We start from the raw sequence: 15,307 nt of genomic DNA, 5'->3' as shown, positions 1-15,307 counted from the left end.
CCCGGTGACGGAGCCTGCGCGGTGGACGGCCGAGGACACCGAGGACGTCGTCTGCTGCCTGTGCCGGGTGCCCGGCACGCTGGTGCACGACCTCGTTCCGTTCGGGGTGGTCCGCTGCCCGCAGTGCGCGCTGGTGTTCATCAGCCCGCGGCTGCGCCCGGAGGCGCTGCAACGGCTCTACGACGACGCCGGCTACTTCGAGGGCGGCGTCTACGACGCCGGCGTCCGCGCGGAGAGCCGCTCCCCCGCCATGCTGCTGCAGCGGACCTGGACGGCGGGCCGGCTCGCCCTCATCGACCGCGAGCGCGACCTCCCCGCGGGCGGGCGGCTGCTCGAGGTCGGCGCCGGCTACGGCCTGTTCCTCGCCGCCGCGCGCGAGGCCGGCTGGGCGGCGTCGGGCGTGGAACTCTCCCGCACGGGGGCGAAGCACGCGCAGGACACCCTGGGTCTCGACGTGTTCTGCGGCCAGCTGGAGGACGCGCCGCTGGAGCCGGGCTTCGACGTGGTGTGCGCCTGGGACACCGCCGAGCACGTGCCCGACCCCGTGTCCTTCTGGCGCACGGTGCGCTCGCTGGTCGCCGACGACGGCGTGGTCGTGTTCTCCACGCCCTACGTCGACTCGCTGCCGGCCCGGCTGCTGGGTACCCGCTGGTGGACGCTCAAGCCGGCCGAGCACATCTGGCACTTCACCCCGCGCACCCACGCGCTGCTGCTGGCGCGGGCCGGGCTGGCGCTGACCCGGGTGGTCCGCAACCCGCTTGCCCCGGCCAACGCCGGGCGGCTGGACTCGCTGGTCGGCGTCGCCCGCCCCATCCCCGGCGCATCCTGAACCATCCGCTCCCGGCGACCCACCGCCGAGCGGCCCACCCAGGGACCGGACCGCCGGGACCTTGTGCCGTCGTCCTCCCGCGGGGACAGGCGGACACTGCCGCTCGAGCGCCAGTCACGATCACCTGGGGGAGGGCACGGTGCACGCGGTCATCCGGCACTACAAGGGCAACTCAGAGCTCTTCGACGAACTGGAGCGGCGGACCGATGAGGTGGAGCAGGTCATCCGGGGTGTGCCCGGGTTCGTCAGCTACAGCCTCGTGAGGACGGCGGACGGCGGCTTCAGCGTCGGCGTCTTCCAGGACGAGGCCGGGACGGACGAGTCCACCCGCGTGGCGGCGAACTGGGTCAAGGAGACCCTGCCCCAGCTGACGGTGAGCCCGCCCGAGGTCATCGGGGGCGGGGTGGTCCTCCACCTGGGCAGCTAGCGCGATCCACGTGGCGGCGCGCTCCCGGTGGAGGCCCGGGGGAACGCCGACCGTCCGGTGGCGCCGCCTCCTGTCCCTGGGCGGCTCACCCAGGGACAGAGGGGCTCCGACCGAGACGTACCCGATGCGCGAGGGCGTTCCCGCCGGAACGCTTCCGGCGCCGAGTGTCAGGCCCGGCGACACCTGCCCATGCCCCGCGTCACGACGGACGTCTGATGTCCTCAAGCGGCCGGCGGACTCAGGGACATGCGGGCCTACCGGCTCTTGAGGACACCCTGCGGGGGCGGATGCGACGGCTCACCACTCGATGGCGGCGGGGTCGTCCCATCCGGTCGTGGGACCGCTGCCGGAGACCGTCTCTTGCCAGCCGTGGTCGTCGCGCCGGTAGTACGCCCAGTAGCCGTAGTCGCCGTTCACGGAGAGAGCGACCTCCGCCCGGTCGCTAGCGACAGTCACCGACCGGACTCGTGCAGCGGCCTGCTCAGGCCATTCCGCAAGAGCGAGCCCTGCAAGGGTCCGCCGATCATCCGCCTCGTTCGCACCGGACACCTGCGCAGTGTGGCAGCCCCGCTCCCCCGGAGCGGCCCACTCGGGGACACCTCGTGCAGCGGGGTCATCGCGTCACGAGGACGGCGGACCGGAGTGCGCTGACGCCCCGTCTCCGCTCACAAAGCTGGGCCTCAGCGCACTCCGTCAGGGGTAGCGAGGCGTCCCTGGAGCCGCTCCAGGGACATCGGCATCGGCGCACACGAGCACGGACGGGACCCATCAGGCCGCGCGGTCGCCGTCCCCCTGCCGGGCCGCGCGGCGGAAGGTCTGCCGGTAGGCCCGCGGCGAGACGCCGCGACGGCGGGCGAACTGCTCGCGGAACCCGGCCGCCGTGCCGAAGCCGACCAGCCGGGCGACCTCCTCGACCGGGGCGTCGCTGCCCTCCAGCAGCGCCTCGGCCGCGGCCAGCCGCTGGGTGAGCAGCCAGGCGTGCGGCGTCGTCCCGGTGGCCGCCTTGAACCGCCGGGCGAAGGTGCGCGGGCTCATCAGCGCCCGCCGCGCGAGCAGGTCCACGGTGAGGTCGTCGGCGAGGTGGGCCTGCGCCCACTCCAGCACCGCTCCGAGCAGGTCGTCCTGCACCTGGGCCACCGGGGCGTCGATGAACTGCGCCTGCCCGCCGTCGCGGTGCGGCGGCACCACCATCTCCCGGGCGAGCGCGTTGGCCGCCGCCGCGCCCCACTCGCGGCGCACCAGGTGCAGCAGGGTGTCGACGCCGGCCGCCGTCCCGGCGCCGGTGATGAGCCGGCCGTTGTCGACGTAGAGGACCGCGGGGTCGACCCGGACGGCGGGGTGGCGGGCGGCCAGCTCGCCGGTGTACCGCCAGTGCGTGGTGGCCCGGAGCCCGTCGAGCAGGCCGGTGGCGGCGAGCACGAACGCGCCCGAGCACTGGCTGACGACCACCGCCCCGCGGGCGTGCGCGGCGCGCAGCGCGTCGAGCACCGCCGGCGAGGGCGCCCGGTCCAGCCGCTCCCAGGCGGTGACCGTGACGATGTCCGAGGCGACCAGCCGGTCGAGGCCGTGCTCGACGCTCATCGCCAGCCCGGTGTCGGTGCGGACCAGACCGGGGTGCTCGGTGACCGGCGCGAAGTCGAAGGCGGGTAGACCGAGGTGCCGGCGGTCGTAGGCGAAGACCTCCGCGGCCACGCCGAGGCCGAAGCTGCCGACGAGGCCGTCGGCGACCAGGGTGCTGACGACGACGGGGCGGTCGGGCACGGCCATGCGCACCATGATGGCAGACGAGTTTCGATGGCGGTCAGTCCTGCCACTCGTCCGGGCCGCACACCCGGCGCAGGCTCGTCCCGTGCTGCTGATCACCTGCCCCGAGACGGGGACCGACGAGCTGGTCCCCGACCGCCGCATCCGCTCGGTGGTGAACCACCCGACGCACATCGCGCTGCACGTCGCGTGCCCCTGCGGCGCCGTGCACGTGTACCGCACCGGCCGCCGCTGGGAGGCCGCCCGCCGGGCGGCCGCGACCCGACCTGCGCCGCGGCTCGCACCGGCCTAGCATCGAACACATGAGCGAGCCCACCGCGAACGAGGACCGCAGCGCCGAGAAGGACCCGTCGGACTGGGTGACCGGCGACGAACCCGCCACCGGCGCGCAGAAGAGCTACCTGCACACGCTCGCGCGCGAGGCCGGCAAGGACGTGCCGGACGACATCAGCAAGGCCGACGCGTCGATCAAGATCGACGAGCTGCAGGACGAGACGGGCCGGGGCCAGTAGCCCCGGCCCGGCGGCTCAGGCCTCGAGCTTGTAGCCGAGCCCGCGGACGGTGACCAGGTACTTGGGGTTGGCCGGGTCGGGCTCGATCTTGGCACGCAGCCGCTTGACGTGGACGTCGAGGGTCTTCGTGTCGCCCACGTAGTCCGACCCCCACACCCGGTCGATGAGCTGGACCCGGGTGAGCACCCGCCCGGCGTTGCGCAGCAGCAGCTCGAGCAGGTCGAACTCCTTGAGCGGCAGCGCGATCGGCTCGCCGTCCACCGAGACGACGTGCCGCTCGACGTCCATGCGTACCAGGCCGGCCGCCAGGGCCGACTCCGCCGGCGCCTCGACGTCGCCGCGGCGGCGCAGCACCGCGCGGATGCGCGCGACCAGCTCGCGGGCGGAGTAGGGCTTGGTCACGTAGTCGTCGGCGCCGAGCTCCAGGCCGACCACCTTGTCCACCTCGGCGTCCTTCGCGGTCAGCATGATGATCGGCACGCCGCTGCGCGAGCGCAGCGCCCGGCAGACCTCGGTGCCGGGCAGGCCGGGGAGCATGAGGTCGAGCAGCACGATGTCGGCGCCGCCGCGGTCGAACTCGGCCAGTGCCTCCGGCCCGGTGGCGGCCACGACCGGCTCGAAGCCCTCCTTCCGCAGCATGTAGGACAGCGCGTCGGAGAAGGACTCCTCGTCCTCCACGACCAGCACTCGGGTCATGACCGTCCCTTCGGGGCGTGAGCGGCGGCCGGGCCGCCGGCGAGGTCGTGCTCGGCCGGCGCGTCGCCGGCGGGTGTGGGGGTCGTGGTGCGGTCGGTCAGCGGGACCCGCAGGGTGAAGGTGGAGCCGAGGCCCTCCTCGCTCCACACGCTCACCGAGCCGCCGTGGTTGGTGGCGACGTGCTTGACGATCGCCAGCCCCAGGCCGGTGCCCCCGGTGCGGCTGGCCCGCGACTGGTCGACCCGGTAGAAGCGCTCGAAGACCCGCGAGCGGTCCTCACGCGGGATGCCGATGCCGCTGTCGGTGACGGTGATCTCCGCGAAGCCGGCGCGGGCGCGGGCGCCGACGGCGATGCGGGTGTGCTCGGGGCTGTAGGCGACCGCGTTGGCCAGCAGGTTGGTGACCGCCGTGGCCAGCTGGGACTCCACGCCCTTGACGACCAGCCCGCGCTCACCGCCGGAGACGATGGCGATCTGCTTGGCCGTGGCCGCGAGCTTGGTGCGGTCGACCGCCTCGGCGATGACCGTGTCCACCTCGACCGGCACCAGCTCCGGCAGCGGCTCACCGCCCTGCAGCCGCGACAGGTCGATGAGCTCGCGGACCAGCCGGGCCAGCCGGTCGGCCTCGTGGGTCATCCGGGAGGCGAACCGACGCACCGTGGTCGGGTCGTCGGCGGCGTCCTCGATGGCCTCGGCGAGCAGCGACAGCGCCCCCACCGGCGTCTTGAGCTCGTGCCCGACGTTGGCGACGAAGTCGCGGCGGACCGCCTCCACGCGGCGGGCCTCGGTGACGTCCTGCAGCACCAGGGCCACCGGGCCGGGCGAGCCCGGTCCCCGTTCCAGGCGGACGCCGAGCACCCCCAGCTGCCGGGGTCCGCCGCCGACGAGCGAGCTGGACAGGCTCACCTCGGCGCGGCGGCGCCCGCCGTCGCGCACCGTGCGGGCCAGCTCCAGCAGCTCGGGGACCAGCAGCCGGGTGTCCCGGACGATGCCCAGGGACCGCGCCGCCGGGTTGGCCAGCAGGACGACGTCACCCGCGTCGAGCAGGACGACGGCCGGGTCGATGAGGTCGAGCAGCCGCCGGGCCAGGACCGCCTCGGGAGCCGCACCGTCGGCCGGCGCGGTGTCCTCCGGGCCGGGACGCCGCGACCGGCGCAGCAGCGCGGCGACCAGGACGCCACCGACCAGGCCGACGACCAGGCCGGCCAGCAGGGCGACCGACGAGCTCACGGCCCGATGCTAGATCGCGACGACACGCCCGGATCCCCCGGCGGGGTGAGGGCGGCTCGCCGGGACGGGACTGTTCACACTCCCGTGCCCGCCCGTTCACCGCCTCGGCCGAGGCGGGTGTGCCCGGGGTCCTACCCTCGTGGTCCGGGGCGTCGGGACCTGCAGCCGTGGGTGCCCCCGACTGACGGGGCCAGACCCACCGGGCCGAATTGGAGGACGACCGTGCGACAGCACTACCACGAGGAACTCGACGACATCAACAACTGCCTGGTCGAGATGGCGAACTCGGTCGGCTCGGCGATGAGCAAGGCGACCACCTCGCTGCTGGACGCGGACATCGAGCTGGCGAACCTGGTGATCGAGGGCGACGAGGGCATCGACGCCCGCCGGGAGAACATCGAGCAGCGCTGCTTCACCCTGCTGGCCCGCCAGGCCCCGGTCGCCACGGACCTGCGCACCATCACCGCGGCGATGCGGATGATCAGCGACCTGGAGCGGATGGGCGACCTCGCCGTCCACGTCGCCAAGCTGGCCCGGATGCGCTTCCCGGAGCACACCGTCCCGCAGGAGCTGCGGCCGATCTTCCTCGAGGCGGGGCACGTCGCCGAGAGCCTGGTGGCCCAGACCGCGACCGTCATCGCCAAGCTCGACGTCGAGGCCGCCGCCGTGCTGGAGGCCGACGACGACCTCATGGACCAGCTGCACCGGCAGCTGTTCAGCGAGCTGCTGAGCAAGGACTGGCCGCACGGCATGGAGGCGGCCATCGACATCACCCTGCTCGGCCGCTACTACGAGCGGTTCGCCGACCACGCGGTCAGCGTCGCCCGCCGGGTGGTCTTCCTGGTCACCGGCGAGCGGGAGATGCACGCCGTCCACGAGTGACCCGTCGGCCCACCGGCAGACACCGCGGCCAGGTGCCCCGCACGGACCACGGGGGAGCCTCCGGCCCCCCGCTCCTCAGCGCTTGCCCTGGTTCTTGACGGCCTCGATGGCCGCGGCCGCCGCCTCGGGGTCGAGGTACTCCCCACCGGGGTTCGTCGGGCGCAGGTCCTCGTCGAGGTCGTAGCGCAGCGGGACGCCGGTGGGGATGTTGAGCCCGACGACCTCGTCCTCCCCCATGCCGTCCAGGTGCTTGACCAGTGCCCGCAGGCTGTTGCCGTGGGCGGCGACCAGCACGGTCCGGCCGGCCCGGAGGTCCGGGACGACGGCGTCGTACCAGTACGGCAGCATCCGGACGACGACGTCGGCCAGGCACTCGGTGCGCGGGCGCACCTCCGGGGGCAGCACCGCGTAGCGGGCGTCGCCGTCCTGGGAGTGCTCGCTGCCAGGGTCGATGGGCGGCGGCGGCGTGCTGTAGGACCGGCGCCAGGTGGTGAACTGCTGCTCGCCGTACTCGGCCAGGGTCTGCGCCTTGTCCTTGCCCTGCAGCGCGCCGTAGTGCCGCTCGTTGAGCCGCCAGGACCGCGACACCGGGATCCACTGCCGGTCGGCGGCGGCCAGCGCCAGCTCCGCGGTGGCGATCGCCCGCTTGAGCACCGAGGTGTGCACCACGTCCGGCAGCAGGCCGTGCTCGGCGAGCAGCTCGCCACCGCGGGCGGCCTCCCGGCGGCCCTTGTCCGACAGCGGCACGTCGACCCAGCCGGTGAACAGGTTGGCCTTGTTCCACTCGCTCTCGCCGTGGCGGAGCAGCACGAGGGTGTGCGTCACGCCGCCATCCTGCCCGATCGGCCTCCGGGTCGGCTCAGCCGGAAAGCAGCGGCCACAGCAGCCAGGCCTCGAAGGCCACGGGCGGCAGCAGGCCGGCGAACAGCCACGGGCTGGGCACCGGGCGGCCGACGCCCCAGCGCAGCGCCGCGACGGCGGCCACGCTGCACCCGGCGCCGGCGACGAGCCAGAACAGGCTGCCGCGGAGGTCGACGACGAGCAGCTGGGCGACGGTCAGCTGCACCGCGCACAGCAGCAGCGGGTAGACCAGCGCCGTCGCGGCGACCAGGCCGACGAGCGCCCGGACCTGCCGCTGCTGCTGCCCCGGACCCTCGTGCACCGCCGCCACGCTAACCGTTCCCGCGGCCGGTGACGCCCACCGGACGGGTGGCTCACGCCGGCGGCGCGTCCTCCGGCCGGCGCCGCCCCGGCAGCCAGGTGAACACCACCACCGCGGCCAGCACGGCGGCAGACGCGGTCCCGACGGCGGTCAGGTGCATGGCCCAGACGAACGCGTCCATGGCCCGGTCGGCCAGCGCGGCCGCGGCCGCCGCGGACCCGTCGTCCCCACCGGCGGCCAGCTGCTCGACCGCCCCGAGGGTCGCGATGATCGAGGAGTCGGCCTCGCCGCGCGCCGCCGGCGGCAGCACGTCCACCGCGTCGCCGAGCCGTGCGGCGTAGGCCGAGGACAGCAGCGAGCCGAGGATGGCGACACCCAGCGCGCCGCCCACCTGCCGGACCGAGTTGTTGACCGCCGCGCCGGCGCCGGCCTTGTGCCGGGGCACCACCGACATGATCGACTCCGTCGTCGGCGCCATCACCGCGCCCATGCCGAGCCCCTGCACCGTCAAGATGGCGACCATCAGCCACAGCGGGGGCACCCGGTCCAGCAGCTGGAAGCCGGCGAACGACGAGGCGATGGCCAGGAAGCCGCCGCCGACGACGGCCTTGGGGCCGAACCGCTCGGCCAGCCGGGAGCTCTGCGGCGCCATCAGCGACATGCCCAGGGCCACCGGGATGAGCGCCGCGCCGCTGGCCAGCGGTCCGTAGCCGAGGACGCCCTGCAGGTAGTAGACGAGGTAGAACGTGGCGCCCATGAGGGCGAAGAAGTTGAGCCCGAGGGCGGCCGCGGCCGCGGAGAACGCCGGGTTGGCGAACAGCGTGACGTCCAGCGCCGGGTGGGCGGAGCGGCGCTGCAGCCAGACGAACAGCGCCAGCAGCCCGGCCCCGCCCAGCAACGGCACGAGGACGCCCGGCGAGGACCAGCCGGCCCCGGAGCCGCCGTGGATGATGCCGTAGACCAGCCCGGCCAGCGCCACGATGGACAGCAGCACGCCGGGGACGTCCAGCCGGCCGGGCGAGGGGTCGCGGGACTCGGGGACGACGAGCAGCGTCGCGACGATGCCGAGGACGGCGACCGGCACGGTGATGAGGAAGATGGCGCCCCACCAGAAGTGCTCCAGCACCGCGCCGCTGGCCAGCGGACCGCCGGCGATGGCGATCCCGGCCGTGCCGGCCCACACGCCGATCGCCCGGCCCCGCTCCCGCGCCGGGAACACGTTGGTGATGACGGCGAGCGTGGTCGGCTGCACCGCGGCGCCGCCGATGCCCATGACCGCCCGCCAGGCGATCAGCTCCCCCGGCGTGCTGCTGAACGCCCCCAGCAGCGAGCCGGCGGTGAACACCGACAGCCCGATGAGCAGCACCCGGCGCCGGCCGATGCGGTCGCCGATGACACCCCAGGAGAACAGCAGCCCGGCGAAGACGAGGATGTAGGCGTCGATCGCCCACTGCAGCTGGGCCTGGCTGGCGCCCAGCTCGCGCTGCAGCGTGGGGATGGCCACGTTGAGGGTCGTGTTGCCCATGATCACCACGAGCAGGCAGACCGTCATGGTGGCCAGCACCCACCACCGGCGGGGGTGACCGGGCCGCTCCTCGGCGGCCTCGGGGAGCGTCCGTTCGGTCGCGGTCACGCCCCGCCGTCCGGGTCGGCGGCGCGGCGGGCCCGGCGGTCGGCCTCGACGAAGCCGGCGAAGGCCTCCAGGTTGCGCAGGGACTCCCCGCGCTTCTCCCGCCACTCCCACTCCCGCCGGATCGACGTGCCGAAGCCGATCTCCAGCATCGTGTTGAAGTGGTCGTCGGCGTAGCTGAGCACGGCGCCGAGCAGCCGGTCGAGCTCCTCGGGGGTGACCGCGGCGTGCGGCAGGCGGCCGGTCAGGTAGACGTCACCGACGCGGTCGATGGAGTAGGCGACGCCGTAGGTGCGGGCGTTGTGCTGCAGGAGGTAGGTCCACAGCTGCTCGCGGTTCTCGTCGGGCTGCCGGCAGACGAAGGCCTCCACCCGCAGGGCGTGCTCGCCGACGATCAGCCCGCAGACGGTCTTGAGCTTCTTGGTGCCGGGCAGGTCGACCAGCCACTTCCCGGGCGCGGGGTGCTCGTGCACCAGCTCGCTGTCCCGCAGCGTCTGCTCGATGACCGCGTCGAGCTCCTCGACGGTGCGCTCGCGGCTCACCGGGCCACCTGCGCACCCAGGGCCCGCACCGGCACCAACCCCCACGCCGGGCGCAGCAGCGCGCCGCGGACGGGCTCCTGCGCGGCCAGCACCATCTCCTCCGCCGCGGCGGTGTAGGCGGCGACCAGGCTGTCGACGGTGCGCTCCCAGGAGAAGGCCCCGGCGTGCCGGCGGGCACCGGCCGACAGCAGCTCGCGGCGGGCCAGCACCGACCGGACGGCGGTGGCGTAGTCGGCCGGGTCACGCCCGGGCACCAGCACGCCGGAGACGCCGTCCCGGACGGCGGTGCGCAGCCCGCCGACGGCCGCGGCGACCACCGGCGTCCCGCAGGCCTGCGCCTCCAGGGCCACCAGGCCGAAGGACTCGTTGTGGCTGGGGACGACGGCGACGTCGGCGGCGCGGTAGTGCTCGGCGAGCAGCCCGGCGTCCGCCGGCGGCAGGAGGCGGACCAGGTCGCTGATGCCCAGGTCGGCGGCCAGCTGCTCGAGCCCGCGGGGCGCCTCCAGGCCCGTGCCGCTGGGCGCGCCGACGACGTGCACCTGCAGCCGGTCGCGCAGGGCGGGGTCGTCCGCGAGCATCCGCGCGGCCGCCTCGAGCAGCAGGTCCGGGGCCTTGAGCGGCTGGATGCGGCCGACGAACAGCAGCACGACGGCGTCCGCGGGGATGCCCAGCCGGCGGCGGGCGGCCCCCCGGTCGCCGGGGGTGAACCGGTCGAGGTCGACGCCGGGCGGGACGACGAGGGTGCGCCGCGGGTCGGCGCCGTAGTGCTCGACGAGCTGGCGGGCCTCGTCGGCGGTGTTGGCGACCAGCCGGTCGGCCTCGGCGACGACCTGCTCCTCGCCGATCACCCGGGCCCGCGGCTCGGGGCGGTCCCCGGCGGCCAGCGCGGCGTTCTTGACCTTGGCCAGGGTGTGCGCGGTGTGGATGAGCGGCACGCTCCACCGGTCGCGGGCCAGCCAGCCGACCTGGCCGGACAGCCAGTAGTGCGAGTGGACGACGCCGTAGTGCCCCGGCTCGTGCTGGGCCTCCTCGCGCAGCACGGCGGCGGTGAAGGCGCACAGCTGGGCGGGCAGCTCCTCCTTGCCCAGGCCCTCGAACGGGCCGGCGCTGACGTGCCGCACCGTCACCCCGGGGCTCATCTCGACCACGGGCGGCAGGTCGCTGGAGGTGGCGCGGGTGAACACGTCGACGGCGATGCCGCGCTCGGCCAGCCGCCGGGACACCTCGACGACGTAGACGTTCATCCCCCCGGCGTCACCGGCGCCGGGCTGGTCCAGCGGGCTGGTGTGCACCGACAGGGTGGCCACCCGCCGCGGCACGGCCGAGCGGGCACGGCGGCGGACGGCCACGCGCGACCTCCCGCCGTACTCCTGGGCGCCGGGAGGCACCCGCTCGACTCCGCATCCTGCAACAGCGCCAGGATGGGTCTCATGCCCGGCCCCGCTCCCCATCCTGCATCCGCCCCCCGGGCCCTGCCCGGCGCGGGGCGCACCGCCGTCGTCACCGGCGCCTCCAGCGGCATCGGGGCGGCCACCGCGACGCGCCTGGCCGCCGAGGGCTTCGACGTCGTCCTCGGCGCGCGGCGCATGGACCGGCTGACCGAGCTGGCCGCCACCATCGGTGCCCGCGCGCTGCCGCTGGACGTCACCGACCCGGAGTCGGTGGCCGCGTTCACCGGCGCCCTGGACCGGGTGGACGTGCTGGTCAACAACGCCGGCGGCGCCTTCGACGCCGAGCCGGTGGCCGAGGCCGACCTGGACTCCTGGGCGCGCACCTACGAGGTGAACGTGCTCGGCACCGTGCGGGTGACCAAGGCGCTGCTGCCGAGGATCGTCGCCTCGGGCGCCGGCGACCTGCTGTTCGTCGGCTCCACGGCGGGCCTGATCAGCTACGAGGGCGGGGCCTCCTACACCGCCTCCAAGCACGGCGTGCACACGCTGGCCGAGACGCTGCGGCTGGAGCTGTACGACCAGCCGGTGCGGGTCATGGAGATAGCCCCCGGGATGGTGAGGACCGAGGAGTTCACCCTCAACCGGGTGCGCGACAGGGACCGGGCCGAGGCGGTCTACCGCGGGGTGCGCGCGCCGCTGGTGGCCGAGGACGTCGCCGACTGCATCGCCTGGGCGCTGACCCGCCCGCACCACGTCAACGTCGACCTGCTCGTCGTCCGCCCTCGGGCCCAGGCCGCCCAGCACAAGGTGCACCGCGAGGAGTAGCGGCCCCGACGCTCGCTGGCGACCCCTGGGACCCGCTCCCCGGGTACCCATTGCCGGCGCTCCTCGTGGATCGCCGGTGCTGCAGAGCCGGCGATGCGCGGAACACCACGGCGATGCGGCGTGCACGCCACCACCTCGTCGTCGTATCCCGGTTCGGCGACGAGCTCGTGCGGACCGTGCAGGACGTCGATCCAGCCACCGTCATCCACAGGGATGACCGGTCAGACGGGCTGGTCGCCACCGGCCATCAGGAGCGGACGATGCCTGGCCGCGGTGTCGCCCGGTGGGGCGACGACGTGATCGTGGTGGGTTCCCGTTCCAGGGTCACGCCGAAGCGCTCCTCCACCGCGGCGATGATCTTCCCGGAGTAGGCGAGCAGCTCCTCGGCGGTGGCGCCCGGCTCGGTGGTCAGGGCCAGGCTGTGCCGGGGCGACGTGCCGACCCGCCCCTCGCGGCGGCCCTTGCCGAACCCGGCGTGCTGCACCAGCCAGGCGGCGCTGAGCTTCACCTGCCCGTCGCCGGCCGGCCAGCTCGGGCAGCCCTCGACGGCCTGCGCGGCCGGGACGACCGGGTTGGTGAAGAAGGAGCCGGCGCTGCGGCTGGTCGGGTCGGCGAGGTCCCACACCATGCCCTTGCCGCGGCGCAGCTCCAGCACCGCGGCGCGCACGTCGGCCAGCGGCGCCCGCTCCCCCAGCTCGACGCCGAGGGTGCGGGCCAGCTCGGCGTAGCCGACCGGCCGGGACAGCGGGCCGGGCTCCAGGTCGAAGCTCACGGTGAGGACGACGTAGCGGCCCGGCTCGCGCTTGAGCCGGCTGTCCCGGTAGCCGAACTCGCACTCCGCGGCGGTGAGGAGCCGCTCGGCGGCCTCCGTCCGGTCCCAGACGCGGACGGCGGCGACCACCTGGCCGACCTCCTGGCCGTAGGCGCCGACGTTCTGCACCGGCGTCGCGCCGGTCGACCCGGGGATGCCCGACATGGCCTCCACCCCGGCCAGCTCCTGCTCGACGGTGTGCGCCACCAGGTCGTCCCACGGCTCGCCGGCCTGGACGACCAGCCGGCCGCCGTCCCGCACGACCCCGCGGCTGCGGACGACGACCACGTCCCCGGGCCAGCCGTCGTCCGGGCAGATCAGGTTGGACCCGCCGCCCAGGAGCAGCAGCGGCCGCGCGGCGGCGTCGGCCTCCCGCACCGCGGCGAGGAGCTCCTCGGCGTCGTCCACCTCGACCAGCCGGTCGATCGGACCGCCCACGCCGAGGGTCGTCAGCTCGGCGAGCCGGGCGTTGCGTCGGACCTGCACGGCCCCACGCTAACCGGGACTAGGCTGGGGCCCGGTGAGCGAGGCAGGCGGCGGGGACCACAAGCGCCGGGCCACCCTCCCGAGGAAGGCCCACCCGCGGCTGGCCGCCGGCCGGGCCCGCGCCCTGGGCCTGCCCACCCGCGGCACCACGAACGCCAACCGGCTGCGCCGGGTCGACCGCTGGTTGCTGGCCACCCAGGTGCCCCGGCTGCGCGACGCCGCCCGGCCGCTGGTCGTCGACCTGGGCTACGGCTCCTCGGCGGTCACCACGCTGGAGCTGGCCGACCGGCTCGGCGCGGAGGTGCACGGCCTGGAGGTCGTCGGCCTGGAGATCGACCCCGAGCGGGTGGCGGCCGTGGCCGCCGACCGCGACCCGCCGCGGGTGGACTTCCGGCTCGGCGGTTTCGAGCTGGCCGGCCTGCGCCCGGTGCTGGTGCGCGCGTTCAACGTGCTGCGCCAGTACGACGAGCAGTCCGCGGCCCGGGCCTGGGAGACGATGCGCGCCGCGCTCGGGCCCGGCGGGCTGCTGGTGGAGGGCACCTGCGACGAGTGGGGACGGCGCTCGGCCTGGGTGGCGCTGGACGCCGACGGCCCGCTGACCCTGACCCTGTCGGCGCGGGTGCCGGACCTCGACCGGCCCTCCGACCTCGCCGAGCGGCTGCCCAAGGCGCTGATCCACCGCAACGTCCCCGGCCAGCCGGTGCACGAGTTCCTGCGCGCGCTCGACGCCGGCTGGGCCGGCGCCGCCGGGTTGTCGACCTTCGGCCCCCGGCAGCGCTGGGTCGCCGCGGTGGAGTCCCTCGCCGCGCAGGGCTGGCCGTTCGTCGGGTCCAGCCGGCGGTGGCGGCACGGGGAGGTCACCGTGCGCTGGTCGGCCGTCGCCCCGGTCTGATGTCCGTGCCCGCGGCGGGATCGGCGATCTCGTGCGCTCCCGGCCCCGGGACCGTGCGCGATCGGCGATCTCGCCGGCCCGGCACGATGGCGCGGGTGCGGTCGACCCCGGGGGCCCGATGAACCGGCGCCGGGCGGCGGCGCCGGTCGTGCCGCCCGGCCCCACCGCGGTCGCCGGCGGCACCGCCGAGCTGCTCGGGGACGCCGACCGCGACGGCTCCTGGGTGCTCCTGGTCGACGGGACACCGCAGTCCCACGTGGACCTCACCGACCCGACCCACCTGGAGTTCGAGTACGTGCGCCGGATGGGCCACGTGCTCGACCTCGCGGCCGAGGAGGGCCGGCCGCTGGACGTCGTCCACCTCGGCGGCGGGGCCCTGACCCTCCCCCGCTACGTGGCGGCGACCCGGCGGGGGTCGCGGCAGCGGGTGGTCGAGGTCGACGAGCGGCTGACCGAGCTGGTGCGCAGCCACCTGCCGCTGCCGCGCGACGCGCGCGTCCGGGTGCGCGCCGCGGACGCCCGCGCCGGGCTGGCCGCGCTGCCGGCCGCCTCCGCCGACGTGGTGGTCGGCGACGTCTTCGCCGGCGCCCGCACGCCCGCGCACCTGACCAGCATCGAGTACGCCCGCGAGGTGCACCGGGTGCTGCGGCCGGGCGGCACCTACGCCGTCAACGTCGCCGACGGCCCGCCGCTGCGCTTCGCCCGTGGGCAGGTCGCCACGCTGCGCGCCGTCTTCGCCGTGGTGTGCCTGCTGGCCGAGCCGGGGACGATGCGCGGCCGCCGGTTCGGCAACCTGGTGGCGGTAGCCTCGGACGCCGCGCTGCCGGTCGCCGCGCTGGTCCGCCGCTGCGCCGGCGATCCCATGCCCGGGCGGGTGGTCGAGGGCGCCGAGCTGGACCGCTTCGCCGGCCGGGCGCGCCCGGTGCGCGACGCCGACGCGGTCGCCTCACCCGAGCCGCCGGAGGGCGTCTTCAGCCGCTGAGGACCCGGACAGGGGACGGCCGGCGGTCGTAGTGTCGGAGCCATGACGTCACCTGCCCGGATGCCCCTGCGCCGCGACTCGCGCCACAAGGTGGTGGCCGGCGTGTGCGCCGGGCTGGCCCGGCGCTACGGCCTGTCACGGACCGGCCTGCGCCTGGCCTTCGTCGTCTCCTGCATCCTGCCCGGCCCGCAGTTCGTCGCCTACCTGCTGCTGTGGGTCGTGATCCCCAGCGACGCCCGGGGCTGAG

At 75.3% G+C, this 15,307-nt stretch carries 18 protein-coding genes; 9 read left to right on the top strand and 9 right to left on the bottom strand.

Annotation, left to right across the window (positions count from 1 at the left end; all coding sequences use genetic code 11):
• The first annotated feature begins 4 nt into the window (after nt 1-4).
• Nucleotides 5-829: a class I SAM-dependent methyltransferase gene (locus CHB98_RS00410; RefSeq protein WP_089303651.1), complete on the top strand. Its 825-nt coding sequence runs from the start codon at nt 5-7 to the stop codon at nt 827-829.
• A 139-nt stretch (nt 830-968) separates the two neighbouring features.
• On the top strand, nt 969-1,256 hold the full coding sequence (locus tag CHB98_RS00405; RefSeq protein ID WP_089303650.1) for a hypothetical protein: 288 nt from the start codon (nt 969-971) through the stop codon (nt 1,254-1,256).
• A gap of 768 nt (nt 1,257-2,024) precedes the next feature.
• Here the strand turns inward: CHB98_RS00405 and CHB98_RS00400 are convergent.
• Complete coding sequence (locus tag CHB98_RS00400) at nt 2,025-3,023, bottom strand: helix-turn-helix domain-containing protein (protein ID WP_089304171.1); 999 nt, start codon at nt 3,021-3,023, stop codon at nt 2,025-2,027.
• An 82-nt stretch (nt 3,024-3,105) separates the two neighbouring features.
• Between CHB98_RS00400 and CHB98_RS00395 the strand changes: the two genes are divergently transcribed.
• Nucleotides 3,106-3,312, top strand: coding sequence for a hypothetical protein (locus CHB98_RS00395; protein WP_089303649.1), 207 nt, complete (start codon nt 3,106-3,108; stop codon nt 3,310-3,312).
• A 10-nt stretch (nt 3,313-3,322) separates the two neighbouring features.
• Complete coding sequence (locus tag CHB98_RS00390) at nt 3,323-3,532, top strand: DUF3072 domain-containing protein (protein ID WP_089303648.1); 210 nt, start codon at nt 3,323-3,325, stop codon at nt 3,530-3,532.
• 15 nt (nt 3,533-3,547) lie between these two features.
• Here CHB98_RS00390 and CHB98_RS00385 read toward each other — a convergent pair whose 3' ends face one another.
• Together CHB98_RS00385 and CHB98_RS00380 are read right to left on the bottom strand one after the other, a co-directional pair.
• Nucleotides 3,548-4,228: a response regulator transcription factor gene (locus tag CHB98_RS00385; RefSeq protein WP_089303647.1), complete on the bottom strand. Its 681-nt coding sequence runs from the start codon at nt 4,226-4,228 to the stop codon at nt 3,548-3,550.
• A complete protein-coding gene (locus CHB98_RS00380; RefSeq protein WP_089303646.1) occupies nt 4,225-5,457 on the bottom strand; it encodes a sensor histidine kinase in 1,233 nt (410 codons plus the stop codon). Before CHB98_RS00380 ends, CHB98_RS00385 begins: the two co-directional genes overlap by 4 nt.
• Nucleotides 5,458-5,679: 222 nt before the next feature.
• Here CHB98_RS00380 and phoU point away from each other — a divergent pair, with 222 nt between their 5' ends.
• Nucleotides 5,680-6,339: a phosphate signaling complex protein PhoU gene (phoU, locus tag CHB98_RS00375; protein WP_089303645.1), complete on the top strand. Its 660-nt coding sequence runs from the start codon at nt 5,680-5,682 to the stop codon at nt 6,337-6,339.
• Between the two features lie 75 nt (nt 6,340-6,414).
• Here phoU and CHB98_RS00370 read toward each other — a convergent pair whose 3' ends face one another.
• The 5 genes from CHB98_RS00370 to mshA are packed head-to-tail and all read right to left on the bottom strand — an operon-like array spanning nt 6,415 to nt 11,022.
• The gene (locus CHB98_RS00370) at nt 6,415-7,164 is read right to left on the bottom strand and encodes a phosphoglyceromutase (protein ID WP_089303644.1); all 750 of its coding nucleotides are present in this window, start codon (nt 7,162-7,164) and stop codon (nt 6,415-6,417) included.
• A 34-nt stretch (nt 7,165-7,198) separates the two neighbouring features.
• Nucleotides 7,199-7,501: a hypothetical protein gene (locus tag CHB98_RS00365; RefSeq protein WP_143424909.1), complete on the bottom strand. Its 303-nt coding sequence runs from the start codon at nt 7,499-7,501 to the stop codon at nt 7,199-7,201.
• A 52-nt stretch (nt 7,502-7,553) separates the two neighbouring features.
• The gene (locus CHB98_RS00360) at nt 7,554-9,134 is read right to left on the bottom strand and encodes an MFS transporter (RefSeq protein WP_089303642.1); all 1,581 of its coding nucleotides are present in this window, start codon (nt 9,132-9,134) and stop codon (nt 7,554-7,556) included.
• Complete coding sequence (locus CHB98_RS00355) at nt 9,131-9,673, bottom strand: type III secretion system chaperone family protein (protein WP_179224060.1); 543 nt, start codon at nt 9,671-9,673, stop codon at nt 9,131-9,133. The genes CHB98_RS00360 and CHB98_RS00355 overlap by 4 nt, the downstream gene beginning before the upstream one ends.
• Nucleotides 9,670-11,022 (bottom strand): D-inositol-3-phosphate glycosyltransferase, encoded by a 1,353-nt coding sequence (mshA, locus tag CHB98_RS00350; protein ID WP_089303641.1) that lies wholly within the window; start codon nt 11,020-11,022, stop codon nt 9,670-9,672. The genes CHB98_RS00355 and mshA overlap by 4 nt, the downstream gene beginning before the upstream one ends.
• A gap of 81 nt (nt 11,023-11,103) precedes the next feature.
• On the opposite strand from mshA, the gene CHB98_RS00345 reads away from it, so the two are divergent.
• Nucleotides 11,104-11,889 carry an SDR family oxidoreductase gene (locus CHB98_RS00345; RefSeq protein ID WP_089303640.1) on the top strand — a complete coding sequence of 262 codons (786 nt, stop codon included), beginning with the start codon at nt 11,104-11,106 and terminating at the stop codon, nt 11,887-11,889.
• A 247-nt stretch (nt 11,890-12,136) separates the two neighbouring features.
• On the opposite strand, the gene CHB98_RS00340 is transcribed toward CHB98_RS00345, so the two are convergent.
• Nucleotides 12,137-13,186 carry a UDP-N-acetylmuramate dehydrogenase gene (locus tag CHB98_RS00340; RefSeq protein WP_089303639.1) on the bottom strand — a complete coding sequence of 350 codons (1,050 nt, stop codon included), beginning with the start codon at nt 13,184-13,186 and terminating at the stop codon, nt 12,137-12,139.
• Between the two features lie 34 nt (nt 13,187-13,220).
• Here CHB98_RS00340 and CHB98_RS00335 point away from each other — a divergent pair, with 34 nt between their 5' ends.
• The 3 genes from CHB98_RS00335 (at nt 13,221) to CHB98_RS00325 (ending at nt 15,306) form a co-directional block, all read left to right on the top strand.
• Nucleotides 13,221-14,078 (top strand): class I SAM-dependent methyltransferase, encoded by an 858-nt coding sequence (locus CHB98_RS00335; protein WP_089303638.1) that lies wholly within the window; start codon nt 13,221-13,223, stop codon nt 14,076-14,078.
• Between the two features lie 118 nt (nt 14,079-14,196).
• Nucleotides 14,197-15,060, top strand: coding sequence for a spermidine synthase (locus CHB98_RS00330; protein WP_089303637.1), 864 nt, complete (start codon nt 14,197-14,199; stop codon nt 15,058-15,060).
• Between the two features lie 42 nt (nt 15,061-15,102).
• Nucleotides 15,103-15,306, top strand: coding sequence for a PspC domain-containing protein (locus CHB98_RS00325; protein ID WP_089303636.1), 204 nt, complete (start codon nt 15,103-15,105; stop codon nt 15,304-15,306).
• The last annotated feature ends 1 nt before the right edge of the window (nt 15,307 follow it).

The sequence above is a fragment of the Geodermatophilus pulveris genome (assembly GCF_900188375.1).
GTDB lineage: Bacteria > Actinomycetota > Actinomycetes > Mycobacteriales > Geodermatophilaceae > Geodermatophilus > Geodermatophilus pulveris.
This window is presented reverse-complemented; position numbering and strand designations above follow the sequence as displayed.